General features: G+C 62.9%; 16 protein-coding genes. 4 read left to right on the forward strand and 12 right to left on the reverse strand.

The features are described 5' to 3' along the window. Window positions 1-162 precede the first annotated feature (162 nt). The 6 genes from AWB75_RS00305 to AWB75_RS00330 form a co-directional block, all read right to left on the reverse strand. On the reverse strand, window positions 163-1,134 hold the full coding sequence (locus tag AWB75_RS00305) for a branched-chain amino acid ABC transporter permease (RefSeq protein ID WP_061122417.1): 972 nt from the start codon (window positions 1,132-1,134) through the stop codon (window positions 163-165). Further along, window positions 1,134-2,018 (reverse strand): branched-chain amino acid ABC transporter permease, encoded by an 885-nt coding sequence (locus tag AWB75_RS00310; RefSeq protein ID WP_061122095.1) that lies wholly within the window; start codon window positions 2,016-2,018, stop codon window positions 1,134-1,136. Before AWB75_RS00310 ends, AWB75_RS00305 begins: the two co-directional genes overlap by 1 nt. Window positions 2,019-2,114: 96 nt before the next feature. Beyond that, entirely contained in the window at window positions 2,115-3,335 is a 1,221-nt protein-coding gene (locus AWB75_RS00315) for an ABC transporter substrate-binding protein (RefSeq protein WP_061122096.1), read from the reverse strand. 83 nt (window positions 3,336-3,418) lie between these two features. Further along, the gene (locus tag AWB75_RS00320) at window positions 3,419-4,180 is read right to left on the reverse strand and encodes an ABC transporter ATP-binding protein (RefSeq protein WP_061122097.1); all 762 of its coding nucleotides are present in this window, start codon (window positions 4,178-4,180) and stop codon (window positions 3,419-3,421) included. Then, window positions 4,177-4,956, reverse strand: coding sequence for an ABC transporter ATP-binding protein (locus AWB75_RS00325; RefSeq protein ID WP_061122418.1), 780 nt, complete (start codon window positions 4,954-4,956; stop codon window positions 4,177-4,179). The genes AWB75_RS00320 and AWB75_RS00325 overlap by 4 nt, the downstream gene beginning before the upstream one ends. Window positions 4,957-5,311: 355 nt before the next feature. Further along, a complete protein-coding gene (locus tag AWB75_RS00330; protein WP_061122098.1) occupies window positions 5,312-6,988 on the reverse strand; it encodes a GMC family oxidoreductase in 1,677 nt (558 codons plus the stop codon). 459 nt (window positions 6,989-7,447) lie between these two features. Between AWB75_RS00330 and AWB75_RS00335 the strand changes: the two genes are divergently transcribed. Next, complete coding sequence (locus AWB75_RS00335) at window positions 7,448-8,350, forward strand: LysR family transcriptional regulator (protein WP_061122099.1); 903 nt, start codon at window positions 7,448-7,450, stop codon at window positions 8,348-8,350. Between the two features lie 105 nt (window positions 8,351-8,455). Continuing rightward, entirely contained in the window at window positions 8,456-8,986 is a 531-nt protein-coding gene (locus AWB75_RS00340) for a class IV adenylate cyclase (RefSeq protein ID WP_061122100.1), read from the forward strand. Here the strand turns inward: AWB75_RS00340 and AWB75_RS00345 are convergent. After that, on the reverse strand, window positions 8,944-9,447 hold the full coding sequence (locus AWB75_RS00345; protein ID WP_061122101.1) for an Lrp/AsnC family transcriptional regulator: 504 nt from the start codon (window positions 9,445-9,447) through the stop codon (window positions 8,944-8,946). The genes AWB75_RS00340 and AWB75_RS00345 overlap by 43 nt on opposite strands. Before the next feature lie 249 nt (window positions 9,448-9,696). Further along, entirely contained in the window at window positions 9,697-9,927 is a 231-nt protein-coding gene (locus AWB75_RS00350) for a DUF3717 domain-containing protein (RefSeq protein WP_061122102.1), read from the reverse strand. 183 nt (window positions 9,928-10,110) lie between these two features. Between AWB75_RS00350 and AWB75_RS00355 the strand changes: the two genes are divergently transcribed. Both AWB75_RS00355 and AWB75_RS00360 read left to right on the forward strand, forming a co-directional pair. Beyond that, entirely contained in the window at window positions 10,111-10,797 is a 687-nt protein-coding gene (locus AWB75_RS00355; RefSeq protein WP_061122103.1) for a response regulator transcription factor, read from the forward strand. A gap of 80 nt (window positions 10,798-10,877) precedes the next feature. Next, window positions 10,878-12,329 (forward strand): sensor histidine kinase, encoded by a 1,452-nt coding sequence (locus AWB75_RS00360; RefSeq protein WP_061122419.1) that lies wholly within the window; start codon window positions 10,878-10,880, stop codon window positions 12,327-12,329. Between the two features lie 50 nt (window positions 12,330-12,379). On the opposite strand, the gene AWB75_RS00365 is transcribed toward AWB75_RS00360, so the two are convergent. The 4 genes from AWB75_RS00365 to AWB75_RS00380 all read right to left on the reverse strand — a co-directional run bounded on the left by AWB75_RS00365 (window position 12,380) and on the right by AWB75_RS00380 (window position 15,769). Continuing rightward, a complete protein-coding gene (locus AWB75_RS00365; RefSeq protein WP_061122104.1) occupies window positions 12,380-12,844 on the reverse strand; it encodes an SET domain-containing protein in 465 nt (154 codons plus the stop codon). A gap of 181 nt (window positions 12,845-13,025) precedes the next feature. After that, entirely contained in the window at window positions 13,026-14,138 is a 1,113-nt protein-coding gene (locus AWB75_RS00370; protein WP_061122105.1) for an NADH:flavin oxidoreductase/NADH oxidase, read from the reverse strand. Window positions 14,139-14,228: 90 nt separating this feature from the next. Then, window positions 14,229-14,969: a glutamine amidotransferase gene (locus AWB75_RS00375; protein WP_061122420.1), complete on the reverse strand. Its 741-nt coding sequence runs from the start codon at window positions 14,967-14,969 to the stop codon at window positions 14,229-14,231. Between the two features lie 155 nt (window positions 14,970-15,124). Beyond that, window positions 15,125-15,769: a MarR family winged helix-turn-helix transcriptional regulator gene (locus tag AWB75_RS00380; RefSeq protein WP_061122106.1), complete on the reverse strand. Its 645-nt coding sequence runs from the start codon at window positions 15,767-15,769 to the stop codon at window positions 15,125-15,127. Window positions 15,770-16,023 lie beyond the last annotated feature (254 nt).

The following is a 16,023-nucleotide window of genomic DNA, read 5'->3' on the forward strand; positions in this document are numbered from 1 at the left end:
GAACTAGGACGCATGTTAAAGACTGCAACACTGTCCGGCAACCTAGCACTTACCCTAGTGGTGCATAGAAGCACCCCAACGGGGCGTATTTCTTGCAATACAGCGCGTATCTCGCATTTGCCCGCTTCGCTCGTTTTCGTTCGGATTTCGAACCAAATCGCGTCATCCTTGCAGCGGCCGAACCCGCGCGACGATTTCCCCGACGATGCCGCGACGGAACGCCAGCACGCACGCGATGAAAATGACGCCGGTCACGATCGTCACCGATTCGCCGAGCGAGTTGAACCACGAAACGCCCGTCAGCCGCGCGATGCCGCTGCCGATATCGCCGAGCCGGTCCTCCAGCGCGACGATGATCGCCGCGCCGAGCAATGGTCCGAACATCGTGCTCATGCCGCCGACGAGCGTCATCAGCACGACGAGACCGGACATCGTCCAGTAGGCGTCGCCGAGCGTTTCGAAACCGAGCACGACCGTCTTCAGCGCACCCGCGAACCCCGCGAGACCCGCGGACAACACGAACGCGAGCAGTTTGTACCGCGACGTATCGTAGCCGAGCGATGTCGCGCGCGGCTCGTTTTCCTTGATCGCGATGAGCACCTGTCCGAACGGCGAATGCACGATGCGCACGATCAGCGCGAACGCAAGCAGCGTCACGACGAGCACGACGTAGTAGAGCGTCATGTCGCTGCCCAGATCGACGACGTTGAAGAGCTTGCCGCGCGGCACGCCTTGCAGACCGTCTTCGCCGTGCGTGAAGGGCGCCTGCAGGAACACGAAGTAGACCATCTGCGCGAGCGCGAGCGTGACCATCGCGAAATAGATGCCCTGGCGGCGAATCGCGATCAGCCCGGCGACGAGCCCGAGCAGCGTCGCCGCCGCCGTGCCCGCGATCACGCCGAGCTCCGGCGTGACGGTGAGCGTCTGGATCGCGTAGCCGGTGACATAGCCTGCGGTCGAGAGGAACATCGCGTGCCCGAACGACAGCAGCCCCGTATAGCCGATCAGCAGATTGAACGCCGCCGCGAACAGCGCGAAGCACAGCACCTTCATCATGAACACGGGATACACGCCGACGAACGGCGCCACGATCAGGCCGATCAGCAACAGGCCGTAGAGCGCTTTTCTCTGCATCATTTTTCCTTGCCGAAGAGTCCTGCCGGGCGAATCATCAACACGATCGCCATGATCACGAAGACGACCGTCGCGGACGCTTCCGGATAGAACACGCGCGTGAAGCCTTCGATCACGCCGAGCAGCAGGCCCGTCAGGATCGAGCCCATGATCGAGCCCATGCCGCCGATCACGACGACCGCGAACACGGTGATGATCATCGACTGGCCCATCAGCGGCGAAACCTGGATGACAGGCGCCGCCAGCACGCCCGCGAACGCCGCCAGCGCGACGCCGAAGCCGTAGGTGAGCGTGATCATCATTGGCACGTTGACGCCGAAAGCCTCGACGAGCTTCGGGTTCTCCGTGCCCGCGCGCAGATACGCGCCGATGCGCGTCTTCTCGATCACGAACCACGTCGCGAAGCACACGGCGAGCGACGCGACGACGACCCACGCGCGATAGTTCGGCAGGAACATGAACCCGACATTCGTCGCGCCCTGAAGCAGCGACGGCACGTCATACGGCTGCCCCGACGATCCGTAGATCGAGCGGAACACGCCTTCTATCACGAGCGTGAGGCCGAAGGTGAGCAGGAGCCCGTAGAGATGATCGAGCTTGTAGAGCCAGCGCAGCATCGAGCGCTCGACGATCACGCCGAACAGCCCGACGATGACGGGCGCCGCCACGAGCATCACCCAGTATGGAACGTTGAAGTACGAGTAGCCCATCCACGCGAGCATCGCGCCCAGCATGAAGAGCGCGCCGTGCGCGAAGTTGATGACGTTGAGCAAGCCGAAGATCACCGCGAGCCCGAGGCTCAGGATCGCGTAGAACGAGCCGTTCACCAGCCCGAGAAGCAGCTGGCTCATCATTGCGGCGAGCGGGATGCCGAATATTTCCATTGAACCTGCCGTCAGAAACGGGTTGACGCGGTTGCGACGGCAAGCGGCCTTTCCGGGCCGCCCGCCATTCGAACGCGATGAATCACTACCGAACGCTTACTTCCAGAGCTTGCAGCGCGACTCCGCCTTCGTGCCGAACGCCTGGTCGCCCGGAATCGTCGCGGTGATCTTGTAGTAGTCCCACGGCTCCTTCGATTCCGACGGCTTCTTCACTTCCATCAGGTACATGTCGTGGATCATCGCGCCGTCTTCGCGGATATAGCCCTTCGCGTAGAAGTCGTCGATCTTCGTCTTGCGAAGCTGCGCCATGACCTTGTCGTTGTCCGTGGTGCCGGCCGCCTTCACCGCGTTGAGATACGTCATCACCGCCGAGTAATCCGCGGCCTGCAGGCTCGACGGCATCTTCTTCATCTTGCCGAAGTAGCGCTGCGCCCACTTGCGCGTGTTCTCGTCCTTGTTCCAGTACCAGCTGTCCGTCGCGACGAGGCCTTGCGTCGTCTCGAGCCCGAGGCTGTGGATGTCGTTGATGAAGATGAGCAGCGCGGCGATCTTCATCGACTTGGTGATGCCGAATTCCTTCGCGGCCTTGATCGAGTTGATGGTGTCGCCGCCCGCGTTCGCGAGGCCGAGCACCTGCGCCTTCGATCCCTGCGCCTGCAACAGGAACGACGAGAAGTCGGACGCCGAAAGCGGATGGCGCACTTCGCCGAGCACCTGGCCGCCGTTCGCCTTCACGACGTCAGCCGTGTTCTTTTCGAGCGCCTTGCCGAACGCGTAATCGGCCGTCAGGAAGTACCACGTCTTGCCGCCCTGCTTCGTCACCGCGGAACCGGTGCCTTTCGCGAGCGCCATCGTGTCGTAGGCGTAGTGGACCGTGTACGGCGAGCATTGCTCGTTGGTCAGGTTATCCGCGCCCGCGCCGATGTTGATGTACGGCGTCTTCTTCTCCGCCGCGACTTGCGCGGTGGACAACGCCGTGGCCGAATTCGTGCCGCCGATGATCACGTTCACGCCGTCGCGGTCGATCCATTCACGCGCGCGCGACGCCGCGATATCGGCCTTGTTCTGGTGATCCGCGTAGACGAGCTCGATGGGCTTGCCGTTCACCTTGCCGCCGAAATCCGCGATCGCCATGCGAATCGCTTCGAGTCCACCCGGCCCGTCGATGTCGGCATAAAGGCCCGACAAGTCGGTGACGAAGCCGATCTTCACGCTGTTGCCGTCGGCGGCGCTGGCGCTCGTGCTCATCACCGCCACACTCGCCGCCGCAGCCGCAAAGCAAAGAGTAGAGAGGCGCGCGAGGGTCTTCTTTTTCATTCCAGTCTCCATGAGTTTTGATTGTTGCGGTGTTACTGGTGTTGCCCTTCCCAACCTGCCGAACCTGACATGCGGCCCGATGCTTAGACGCCGAGCAATTCATGCAGCACCGGCATCTTCGCTTCGAGTTCCCCCGCGCCGAAATGCTCGACGATGTTTCCGTGCTCCATCACGTAGAAGCGGTCCGCGAGCGGCGCCGCGAAACGAAAATTCTGTTCGACCATGACGATCGTGTAGCCGCGCGATTTCAGCATCAGGATCATGCGCGCGAGTGTCTGCACGATGACCGGCGCGAGGCCTTCCGAAATTTCATCGAGCAGAAGCAGGTTCGCGCCCGTGCGCAGAATGCGCGCCACGGCCAGCATCTGTTGCTCGCCGCCCGAAAGACGCGTGCCCTGGCTGGCGCGGCGCTCTTTCAGATTCGGGAACATCGAGTAGATCTCGTCGAGCGACATCGCGTCCTTTTGCTTGCCGATGAGCGGCGGCAGCAGCAGGTTTTCCTCGCACGACAGGCTCGAGAAAATGCCGCGTTCCTCCGGGCAATAGCCGATGCCGTAATGCGCGATCTTGTGTGTGGCCAGGCCGATGGTTTCCTGTCCGGCGACACGAATCGAGCCCGTGCGACGCCCGGTCAGACCCATGATCGCGCGCAGCGTCGTCGTGCGGCCCGCGCCGTTGCGGCCCAGCAGCGTGACCACTTCGCCGCGGCTCACCTTGAGGTCCACGCCGTGCAGGATGTGGGATTCCCCGTACCACGCCTGCAGACCCGAAATTTCCAGCGCGGGCGCATTGTTCGCCCCGCCGTTCGCGTTCAGCGAGCGGCGTTCCTCCACGATCGTACTCATGCATGCGCTCCGGTGAGCGCCGCATCGGCGCTGCCCATGTAGGCTTCCATCACGAGCGGATTCTTCGACACTTCCGCGTAGCTGCCTTCGGCCAGCACTTCGCCGCGCTGAAGCACGGTGATGGTGTCGGAGATGCCCGCGATCACGTTCATGTTGTGCTCGACCATCAGGATGGTCCGCCCCGCCGACACCTTCTTGATGAGCGCCGTCACGCGATCCACGTCTTCGTGGCCCATGCCTTGCGTGGGCTCGTCGAGGAGCATGAGCTCGGGCTCCATCGACAAGGTGGTCGCGATTTCCAGTGCGCGCTTGCGGCCATAGGAAAGTTCGACCGTTTTGGTGTCGGCGAAATCGGTGAGGCCGACTTGCGTGAGCAGGTCCATCGCGCGGTCATTGAGCGTGTCGAGCGAACGTTCGCTGCGCCAGAAATGAAACGATGTGCCCAGTTGACGCTGCAAGCCGATGCGCACGTTTTGCAGCACCGTCAGATGCGGAAACACGGCGGAAATCTGGAACGAGCGAATGATGCCGCGCCGCGCGATGTGCGCCGGACGCTCGCGCGTGATGTCCGTGCCGTTGAAAACGATCTGTCCGGCAGTGGGTTCGAGAAACTTCGTGAGCAGGTTGAAGCAGGTGGTCTTGCCTGCGCCGTTCGGTCCGATCAGCGCATGGATCGAACCGCGGCGAACGCGCAGGTTCACGCCATTCACGGCCGTGAAGCCTTTGAATTCCTTGGTGAGCCCTCGCGTTTCCAGAATGGTGTCGCCGAGAATCATGTCCCCTTCCATGCGAAGTGAAGCGCTGGGCAAACCCGGTTCGCCTGCGCTTTGATTTTTTCTTTCCGCGCGCACCCGAACGTAGTCGACATTTCCGGTACTGCTTCGCTTCGACCATCGCTGTTGCATCCGCACAAAGCGTGCACGAGATAAGCCGAGCATCGCGTGTTCCGGGGCCATTGTCGCCTCATTGATGCAGCGCAATCATTGGGATTTGCACTAACTAACGAATGGCTTGGAATCGAAACGCATGCACGCAATAAGGGCATGAAAGCGCTTATATGCGGCGCGTATAAGCAATGCATGAAACGACATCTTGCGATGTCGTCCCGATGCATGATGCGTCATGCAGATGTCACGCAAGCGCGGTCGCGATGACTTCCTGCGTTTCGACGCTGCGACGGTCTTCGCGAATCATGTCGCTCGCGCGCTCGGCGATCATCAGCGTCGGCGAGTTCGTGTTGCCCGATGTGATGGTCGGCATCACCGATGCATCGACCACGCGCAAACCCCGCACGCCGATCACGCGCAAGCGGCTGTCGACGACCGCGCCCGGATCGTTGTCCGTGCCCATGCGGCACGTGCCGACCGGATGGAAGATCGTCGTGCCGACCTTGCTCGCCGCTTCGACAAGCTCTTCCTGTGTCTGAAACCGGATGCCCGGAAGAATTTCCTCGGGAGCGTATTGCTTCAATGCGGGCGCCGAAACGATGCGCCGCGTGAGACGCAACGAGTTCGCGGCGACTTCGCGGTCGCGGTCCGTCGACAGATAATTCGGCGCGATCAGCGGCGCCGCATGCGCATCCGGCGATTCGATATGCACGCTGCCGCGCGATGTCGGCCGCAGATTGCACACGGATGCCGTGAACGCGTTGAACGCATGCAGCGGCTCGCCGAAACGTTCGAGCGACAAAGGCTGCACGTGATATTCGACATCGGGCCGTTTGATAGATGCATCGTCCGGATTCGACTTCGCGAACGCGCCGAGCTGTGAGGGCGCCATCGACATCGGGCCGCTTCGCATCACCGCGTACTGCATGCCGATGAAGAGCTTGCCCCACCAATGCGCGGACAACGTGTTGAGCGTGCGCACGCCATCGACCTTGTAGGCCATGCGCAATTGCAAGTGGTCCTGCAGATTTTCGCCGACGCCACGCAAGCTCTTCACGACATCGATACCGAGCCGCTGGAGGCGCGCGCCATTGCCGATACCCGACAGTTCGAGAATCTGCGGCGAGTTCACCGCGCCCGCGCTGAGGATGACTTCGCATCGTGCGCGCGCGATGTAGTCCACATCGCCGCCGCGATACTCCACGCCAACGCAGCGCGTGCCTTCGAACACGAGCCGTTGCGTGTGGGCGCCGGTGATCGTGGTGAGGTTGGGTCGCTTCATGGCTTCGCGCAGGAAAGCTTTCGCCGCGTTCCAGCGAATGCCGCCGCGCTGGTTCACTTCGAAATAGCCGACGCCCGTGTTGTCGCCGCGATTGAAGTCATCGGTGGCGGGAATGCCGCTTTGCTGCGCGGCATGCGCGAAGGTCTCGAGAATCTTCCACTTCAGGCGCTGCTTCTCGACGCGCCATTCACCGCCCGCGCCGTGCCATTGATTGCCGCCGCCGTGATGATCCTCGCTGCGCATGAAGACAGGCAGCACCGAATCCCACGACCAGTTCGGATCGCCGCTGATATGCGCCCAGTCATCGTAGTCTTCGCGCTGGCCGCGCATGTAGATCATGCCGTTGATGGACGAGCATCCGCCTAGCACGCGGCCGCGCGGGTAGGAGAGTTTTCGGCCGTCGAGGCCCGGTTCCGCCTGCGTCTTGTAGAGCCAGTCCGTGCGCGGATTGCCTATGCAATGCAAGTAGCCGACGGGAATGTGGATCCAGTGGTAGTCGTCCTTGCCGCCTGCTTCGAGCAGCAGCACGTTTACGTTTGGGTCCTCGGTAAGGCGATTCGCCAGGACGCAGCCGGCCGTGCCAGCGCCAACGATGATGTAGTCGAATTCGCCTTCGAGCTTGCGGGCGGTTTGGTTCATTGGTTTTTGTCTCCTTTTTTCGATGCCGTCTTTTTTGCGGCTTGCTTTCGCTTTCGTGGATGGCCTGTGGTCGTGTCGGTCTATTGGCTCTGCCCCTCCCCGGGGCGGGGGTAACTTTCTTTGCTCGGGACCAGAGTAAGCGCTAAAGCGCCAACTCTGGTCGACGCAAAGAAAGTCACCAAAGAAAGCAGCTATCCCATCCAAAGTGCCTCACACCGGCCGCGGCACAGGCGATCGACCTAATGGCCCCCAGAGTAGCGAGTACCCTCATAGGTCCGATCGGGCGTGGATCGCACACGGTCTGACTCGCCAATCGTTTAACGCAACTGGTTCGGCTCCGGTTCGTTCCGCCCCTGCGCTTCGCGCGGGCGATCGGTGTTATTTCAGAGTACTTCTGTCTTTGCCTCCGAATCCAATGAGATATGTTCAAATGCGATATAAGTCGCGCTAATATCAGGCATGGACTACACCCTTCTGCGCGCCTTTCTCACCGTCGCTCGCCAAGGCAATCTCACACGTGCCGCCGCGCAACTGCATCTCACGCAGCCAGCCGTCAGTTTGCAAATCAAGAATTTGCAGGAGATGCTCGGCGTCGTGCTGTTTTCCCGCACGTCGCACGGGCTCCTGCTCACGCGCGACGGCGAAGCGCTCCTGCCGCACGCCGAACGCGCACTCGCCGCCGCCGCCGATGTCCAACGCGCCGCTGCCGCGCTGCGTCACGAAGTAAGCGGCACGCTGCGCATCGGCACGATTCTCGATCCCGAATTTCTTCGGCTCGGCGGATTTCTGCGGCAACTCGTGGAGACGCATCCGCGCATCGAAACGTCGCTGCGGCATGGCATGTCAGGTTGGGTGCTGGAGCGCGTGAAGGCTCGTGAACTCGACGTCGGTTATTACATCGGCGATCCCGTCATCGACGGCACGCGCGACGGCGATCGTTTTCACGTGGTCAAGCTCACGCCGTTCGTGTATCGCGTGCTCGCGCCAGCCGGTTGGCACAGCCGCGTGAACAAAGGAAAGCGCAACTGGGCCGCGCTCGCCAAGCTGCCGTGGATCTGGACGCCGCCCGAGTCCGCGCACAACCGCCTCCTGTCGCGCATCTTTCGCGAGGCAGGCGCGACGCCCGTGATCGTCGCGGAAGTGGATCAGGAGCCGTCGATGCTCGATCTCGTCAAATCCGGCGTCGGTCTCTCGCTCGTGCGCGATTCGATCGCGCTCGGAGAAGCGCATGCGCACGCGCTGACGATCGTCGAAGGCGTCACCGTGCCGACGCAGTTGTCCTTCGTCGCGCTCGCGGAGCGTCGCGAGGAACCGGCGATCGCGGCAGCGCTGCGGCTGATCGACGCACAATGGGCCGTCTAAGTGAAAGTCCCGAGCAGACGCGCAGGGGCATTCCAGTGCGCTTCATCAATTGTTTGCTAGGCTGATCCCTTGCTCATTCATCCAACCGGGTCAGAGGGAGTCTTCATGGCACGCAACATCGAAATCAAGGCGCGCGCGCATCAGTTCGAACAATTGCGGGAGCGGGCGGCCGCGCTCGCCCCCGACGCGCCACTGGTGTTCCGCCAGCAGGACTTCTTCTACGACGTGCCCACCGGACGCCTCAAGCTGCGCCAGTTCGACGACGGCACGCCGTCCGAGCTGATCTTCTATCAGCGCGACGACCGCGACGGCCCGAAGGTTTCGTATTACTCGCGCAGCCCGGTCACGAATCCGGAAGCAATGCACACGCTGCTCGCGCAAGCATTGACGACGCGCGGCATCGTGTCCAAGGAGCGGCACGTGTATCTCGTCGGACGCACGCGCATTCATCTGGATCGCGTCGATGGCCTCGGCGATTTCATCGAACTGGAAGTCGTGCTCGGCCAGGACGACGACGAAGCCGGCGGCGAGCAGGAAGCGCACGCGATGTTCGCGCACCTCGGTGTTGCGCAGACGGATCTCGTGCCGCTCGCTTATGTGGATTTGCTCAATCCCGAAGCGTCATCGGAAAGGTGAGAAAGCGGTAAAGGGCCGTTGCGCTTGAATGTCGTCAGCACGATGTTCGAGCGCACGCTGTCGACGCCCGGCACGCGCATCAGTTTCTTCATCACGAAGCCCGACAGCGCGTTCAGATCCGGCGCGACGATGCGCAGAAGATAATCCGCATCGCCCACGGTCGCGTGGCATTCGAGCACTTCGGGCAGGGTTTCGATCTGCTGCTGAAACTGCTCGATGACCGAATCGCCGTGATGCTTCAGCTTCAGGCTCGTGAAGGCCGTCACGCCGAGGCCGAGCTTCTCCGGGCGCAAGACCACCCGATAGCCTTCGATCACCCCCGTCGCTTCCAGCCGCTGCAGACGCCGCCCGATCTGCGACGGCGAAAGCGGCACCTGTTCGCCCAGTTGCTGATGCGTGGCACGCCCGAAACGCTGAAGTACGTCGAGCAGGGCAAGGTCGAAATGGTCGAGTTCGAGCATGAGGCGGATACGCGCAGAAGCCGTTACGAATGCGACTTTATCGCATAGCATTGGCCGTGCTCACAAACCCCACGCGCAAAAGGGGCGTTCGGCGCACACTTGACGAATGCCTTACGACAGCCAACAACGTAACGCGCGTGTTACCAACCATGACATCATCGAAAGGAGAAATCAGCGTCGTTTCACCGAAATCGACAAATATCGCAAGCTTTATAACAGGGAAAAGAAAGCTCGTGCGTCAGCTATCTTTCAGTCGCGAATGCCTTTCTTGATACGCTCGTAAGCTTCCCAGGCGGCACGCGCCTCGTCATCCAGTTGGTCGATGGGCACGCCGGACTGACGCTGTACAATCAGCAGCGCATAGGGCCTGGACAAAGCGCTCGCCTCCTTGCAGAGGCTGAGTTCGTCGCCGACAGACGGGGAACGGGCGCGCCAGTAATTGATCGCGGCTTCGAGTTCGTTGATCGGGATGACAGCCATGTCCGGGCAGAATTACATTCGGTGTACGGCAGCTTGCGGCTTTCGGAAACGGGGCGCGCACCGCCGCATGAGATGTGAGATTTGAACCGGCTCGAGCCCGCGCCGCCCCGTCGTGCATGTCACCGCGCATATGACCGGCCGCCCCGCCCGCTAGAGCTCAACCCATTGTACTTGAGCGACTCCATGCGAATCCTTCTGATCGAAGACGACCGCCCCATCGCGCGCGGCATTCAAAGCAGCCTCGAACAATCCGGCTTCACGGTCGACATGGTGCACGACGGCATTTTCGCCGAGCAGGCGCTGGCGCAGAATCGCCACGAGCTGATCATTCTCGACCTCGGCCTGCCAGGCATCGACGGCATGACGCTGCTTTCGCGCTTCCGCCAGAGCAACCGTCATACGCCGGTGATCATCCTCACCGCGCGCGACGAACTGCACGACCGCGTGCAAGGCCTCAACAGCGGCGCCGACGACTACATGCTGAAGCCCTTCGAACCGCAGGAGCTCGAAGCGCGCATTCGCGCCGTGATGCGCCGCAGCGGGCCGCATGGCGACGTGCCGCGCCCGGAAGTCTCGCTGGGCGGCTTGCGTCTGTCGGGCGTCGATCGCCGCATCTTCAACGACGAGCGTCCGCTCGAACTGTCCCCGCGCGAATTCGCCGTGCTTGAAATGCTGCTGCTGCGCCACGGCCGCGTGGTGAGCAAGGCGCAGTTGCAGGATCATCTGACGCACTTCGGCGGCGATCTGGGCGATACGGCCATCGAAGTGTATGTGCATCGCGTGCGCAAGAAGCTCGAGAACACGCGCGTCGAGATCGTGACAGTTCGTGGCTTCGGCTATCTGCTTCAGGAGATCCGGCAAGCGGCGTAACGCTTCTGCCGTAGAACGCCTTGCGATTTCCCTCCCGCCGCGCGGGCGACCAGCGTTTCGCCCGCGAAGACTGGCTCGATCTGGCACGCTCGAAGCCCGCCGAAAGGCCCACGCGGAGCCTGCGGCGCACGCTGCTGCGGCGCCTCGCCGCGCCGCTGTCCCTGCTCGCGCTGATGAGCGGCCTGATGGCGTACTGGCTTGCGTGGCAATACACGCAGCACGTCGTCGACCGCTCGCTCGCGGATCTCGCCACCGCCATCTCCAAGCAGATCCAGCTCGCGGGCGTCGATGCGCCCGTCACCGTGCCGCCGCTCGCGCAGGCGATGTTCTCCGATCCCGTCGAGCAGCTCATCTACCGCATCAGCACGGGCGACGAGGAAATCGCAGGCGAGCCCGATCTCCCGCTCACGGGCAGCAACGTGCGGCGCATCCACTATGCGTACGTCTTCGAGACGCACTTCGAAGGCGTCTCCGTGCGCGCGGCGCAAGTGCGCGTGCCGCAGCCGACCGGCAACCCGATTGTCGTGGAAGTGGCGCAGCGCGTGGGCTCGCGGTATCGGATCGCGGTGGAATTCCTGATCGCGATCATGATGCCGCTCTTGTTGTTGCTGCTCGCCGGCTGGGTGATCGTATGGCGCGTCGTGAATCAGCAGTTGAACCCGCTCACCGATCTCGCCGACGCGCTCAATCAGCAGACGCACATCTCGCTCGAACCCGTCGATGAAACCTACGTGCCGAGCGAAATCCGCCCGCTCACGAGCGCGATGAACGCCCTGCTCGTGCGCCTGCAGACCGCGCTCGATGCGCAGCGCAAGTTCATCGCGGATGCCGCGCATCAGTTGCGCACGCCGCTCACGGCAGTCAAGCTGCACGCAGAGCAGGCGCTCAGTTCGCGCGATCCCGCGAAGGCGGTCGAAGCGGTGAAGGAACTGCGCGCATCGGCGGATCGGGCGGTGCGTCTGTCGAATCAACTGCTTTCGCTCGCGCGCGCCGAGCCGGGCGAGCAAGCCGCGCGCTTCTCCGATTTCGACCTCGCCGCGCTCGCGTTCGAAACCGGCGCGGAATGGGTGCCGCGCGCACTCGCCGCGCGCGTCGATCTCGGTTTTCAGCGGCTCGACGATCCCGACAACGAACATCCGATGATCGTACGCGGCAACGTCGTGCTCACCCGCGAAGTGCTTGCGAATCTGATCGACAACGCGCTCAAGTACATCCCGCCGTTTCGCATCGAAGGCGCGCGCATCACGTTGACGGTTTCCGATTGGCACGACAGCAACGGCCGACGCTTCGGCGAAGTCGTCGTGGAAGACAACGGCCCGGGCGTGCCGCCGGATCAGCAAGGCGATCTCTTCAAGCGCTTTTTCCGCGGCGACGGACAAAACGTGGAAGGCGGCGCGGGCCTCGGGCTCGCGATCGTGCACGACATCATGGTGCTGCACGGCGGCACCGTGCACTACGAAGATGCGCCCGAAGGCGGCGCGCGCTTCATCGTGCGCATGCCGCTCAAGGAAGCGCCAGCCGGCGCGGAATGAAAAAGAGCCACGGCGTTCGACGTCGTGGCTCTTCCCATTCACTGCGCGGCTTATTTTTTCTTCTTCTCTTTCTTCACCGCCAGCATCGTGCCGCGGCATTTCTTCGCGCCGCACCGGCACTCGTATTCTTTTTTGAGCTTCTTCGTGATGCGGCCGTCGATGACGAGCCCGTAGTCGTAATTCAGCTCTTCTTCCGGCTCGATGTCGCGCAGCGCGTGAATGAACACGCGCCCTTCGACTTCCTCGGCCTCACAGTTCGGCGCGCACGAATGATTGATGTACTTCGCGCTGTTCCCTTCGATCTTGCCGTCGATCACGCGGCCGTCGTCGAGCGCGAAGTAGAACGTGTGGTTCGGTTCGTCGGGATCGTGCGGATGGCGGCGCAGCGCTTCCTTCCATGAAATGCGCTCGCCCTTGTACTCCATCACCTGCTCGCCCGCGGCGATATGCTTAACGGCAAACACGCCCTTGCCATGCACGCCTGAGCGGCGAACGGTGACCCTGCGTGAACTCATCGAACGGATCCTTAAATGACGCTTCGCTCCCGCGCGCTCGGGATGAACTTCGGGATGAAAAAAAACGCGGTGGCCTCGACGGCGCCGCGTTGGCTCGGTTGAACGCACGCGCTCAAACCACCGGTATCCTACACTCCCGGCGCGCGTATGCTCAACCGTCCGGGCGATGTCCACACTTATTTCAGCGCTGCCCGATCGTGATCTCGCCGAAGAGATTCTTCTGTTCGCGCGGCTGCGAGCGCCAGTACTGCGGCGGCGCCGTGACCGTCGCACCCAGCTCGGCGGCGGCGTGCCACGGCCAGCGCGGATCGTAGAGCATCGCGCGCGCCATCGCGACGAAATCCGCCTGGCCGCTCGCGACGATCGCTTCCGCTTCCTTCGCCTCGGTGATCAGCCCGACCGCGACCGTATTCACGCCGGTCGCTTCCTTCACGGCCTGTGCGAACGGCACCTGATAGCCCGACGACAGCGGAATTTTCTGCAACGGCGATACGCCGCCCGAAGAAACATCGACCCAGTCGACGCCGCGCTTCTTGAGTTCTGACGCGAACGCGATCGTGTCTTCGATGCCCCATCCGCCTTCGACCCAATCGGTCGCGGACACGCGCACGCCGACCGGTTTGTCGGCTGGAAACGCGGCGCGCACGGCGTCGAAGATTTCGAGCGGATAGCGCATGCGATTCTCGCGCGAGCCGCCGTATTCGTCGGTGCGCTGGTTGGCGATCGGCGAAAGAAACTGATGCAGCAGATAACCGTGCGCGCAGTGCACTTCGATGCCGTCGATGCCGAGCCGCGCCGCACGCTTCGCCGACGCGACGAACGCTTCCTTCACGCGGATGAGTCCGGCGGCATCGAGCGCGAGCGGCGGGGTTTCTTCGGGCTTGTGAGGAATGGCCGAGGGCGCGTAGGTCATCCAGCCGCCATCGGCGACGGAAATCAGTTGGCCGCCTTCCCACGGCTTGCGGCTCGACGCCTTGCGGCCGGCGTGCGAAATCTGCATCGTCACCGCGATGTTCGAATACTGACGAATGGCGGCCAGCACCGGGCGCAGCGCGGCTTCGGTGGCGTCGTCCCAGAGACCGAGATCGCCGGGCGTGATGCGTCCGTCCGGCTCGACGGCCGTCGCCTCGATGAACAGCATGCCCGCGCCGGACAACGCGAGATGGCCCAGATGGATCATGTGCCATGCCGTCGCTTCGCCGCGCTCGGCGGAGTACTGGCACATCGGCGACACGAAAATGCGGTTCGGGATCTGGAGACTGCGTAAAGTCGTGGGAGTGAACAGCGCGCTCATGGCGAAGACTCGTCGCTAGAAGAGGAGCGATCGAGAATAGCACCGCGGTTTCTTCCCTGCAGGGACACCCGCCGTCGATGCTTCATACCATCACACGTCAGCGCGCGTCTCCATCGGCTTGCCGTTGAAGCGGTCGAGCCACTCGCCGAACATCGCGCGCGCCGCGCGTTCGAGATTCGCGCCGTGGCGGGCGGTTTCCTCGCGCAGCGCGGCGACCGTCGTGCCGCTCCTCACGATATCGCCCGGATACGTGACGAGCCAGCTCTCGAAGCGCTCCACGAGCACTTCCGGATGACATTGCAGCGCGAGCACGTGCTCGCCCCAGGTGAACGCCTGATGCGAGCACGAGTCAGTGGAGGCGAGCAGCGTGGCGTCTCTGGGCAGATCGAAGGTATCACCGTGCCAATGGAAGACGGGCACGGGCGCGCCGTCGGCTTCGAGATGCCGCAGCGCGGACGCGCGTCCCGCATCGGTCAGCGTGAGCGGCGCCCAGCCGAGCTCCATCGTGCCCGACGGATACACTCGCGCGCCGAGCGCTCGCGCGATCAGTTGCGAACCGAGACAGATGCCGATGGTCGGCAAGCCCGCCGCGATGCGCTTCTCGAGCATCGAAAGCAGCGGCGCGAGATGGGGATAGTGGGCGTCCTCGTAAGCGCCGATCGGCCCGCCCAGCACGACGAGCAGAGATGGATCGAGCGGATTGGGCGCATCGATGCGGCCGCGCCCGACGTCCAGATAGCGCACGAGATGGCCGCGGTCGCCGAGCACGTGTTCGAGACAGCCCAGATCTTCGAAATAGACGTGGCGAATCGCCAGGACTTCATGTTTCATCGGCGGCATTCCGTAAGTCGACTGCGCGTGGCTCGGAACCAGATTGGAACGAGCCGCGCCTCGTGGCGAGGCGCGACGGGCACAGTCTAACCGACTCGCCGCGGCCTCACAGCGCCAGATGACGCCAAATGCGTCTTAACCGATGAACCTGCCTGTCAGGCGATCTGCGCGAAGACCTTCCAGCTCTTCTTCTGCGTGGCGACGTCGGCTTCTTCGTATACCGAACAGTCGAGACGCAGATCGGTGTCCGCCATGTCGATCTGCAGAAGCGCGCAGTGGTGCGGCGTCTTCTTCGGATTCTTGCTCGCTTCGAAATGCGAGCAGGACAGGCACATGCGGTGCGCCGGAATCTGCTCCTGCGATTCGAGCTGACGGATGGTCTTCAGCAGCGTGCGATAAAACGCCGTCTGCTCGTCTTCGCGCAGCGTGCCGACCGCCTTCGCGAGAAAGTCCGGCCATTGCAGCGCCTTCTTCGCAGCCGTGCGACCGCGGGCGGTCAGACGCACCGCGAGCGCGCGGCCGTCGTCGATCGCGCGTCGCTTCTCGACGAGACCCTTGCCCTCGAGCGTGCTCACCGCATCGCTCGTCGTGGCGGCGGTCAGCGCCGTTTCACGCGCGATCTCGCCGAGCCGCATCGGCCCCTTGCGCTGCATCAGCAGAACGAGAATTTCACCCTGGGTAGGCGTGAGCCCCGCGCCTTCCGCCCATTCCCATGCCTGGCTGCGCATCGCCGTGCTCAGCCGCAGCAGGCCGTGGGTCACCCGCCCCGTCGCCTGCTCTCCGTAAACGCCTTCACTCATAGTCTTTCGCTTGTTGTTCCGCTTATGTGTTCTGACGGCACGTTCGCGCTACCGCCCGCGAACACCTCGTTCGAAACGCCGCTCGCAGAATACTCCGAACCCCTTGCGAACTGCACTTCGTTCTCGGTCCCCACCGTCTCAAAATTCAGGCGTGCCAAGCCAATTAGCAGTGCCTGAATGGGGGACTTTGCAACCCTCTTCGTTATGCGCCTTCTTATGGCCCTGCGCGGCGCTGTTTTCCTGCCGACTATAAC

Source organism: Caballeronia catudaia, assembly GCF_001544755.2.
GTDB lineage: Bacteria > Pseudomonadota > Gammaproteobacteria > Burkholderiales > Burkholderiaceae > Caballeronia > Caballeronia catudaia.